The 591-nt window shown below is 45.3% G+C and carries 1 protein-coding gene; it reads left to right on the top strand.

The annotated features are described in order from the left end of the window. Positions 1–258: 258 nt before the first annotated feature. The coding region (locus tag ACO0LB_RS20520; RefSeq protein ID WP_423052544.1) for a hypothetical protein at positions 259–591 on the top strand (333 nt) is incomplete at its 3' end.

Raw genomic sequence — 591 nt, 5'->3', positions numbered from 1 at the left:
CTCCACTCTAAGACGTCCACTCCCGAGGAGGACGAGAAAATAGTCGTGCACTCAGAGCTAGTTTGTCAGGCCTTGACTACTTTCTGCAATTACACTTGTTTCACCAACTCTGAAAAATCCACCATGGGATCTCACAATCACCTTGAGTTCAATAGTGAGTTCATAATTGGCAACACACTAGCTGTCCCCACATTGAAGTGGGTGTTCGCCTGCTATCAAGTCTCAGAGTCTGAGAACCTCTTGTTGAGGCAGCAAACTATGTACAACTTAATGAGTCAGCTTAGTAGTGCAGGTTTGCCATCGTATAACACAACAATTGTCCAGATCTCCCAAGGGCTGCTTCACTACAAGCTTCTGGGGTCTGATACTAACCAGTTCTTTGACATCTTTTACAAGGAGATCACCAACTACCCGGATCCTTCCCTGGGATTCTTCTTGATGGATCAACCTCTCACCATGGGGGTTAATGGCTTCAGCTATCACCACTGGCTACACTGCAAGATGAACAATATGTTCCAAGTGAAGAAGAAGAGTGTGTTGGATGGTTCAATTGGGTTCAACCCAGAAGGAGGAATTATGGAGTCTTTCCTT

It is taken from the genome of Undibacterium sp. SXout7W, assembly GCF_049339385.1.
Taxonomy (GTDB): domain Bacteria; phylum Pseudomonadota; class Gammaproteobacteria; order Burkholderiales; family Burkholderiaceae_D; genus Undibacterium.
The sequence above is the reverse complement of the archived record's forward strand: the minus strand, read 5'-3'. Positions and strand labels throughout refer to the sequence as shown.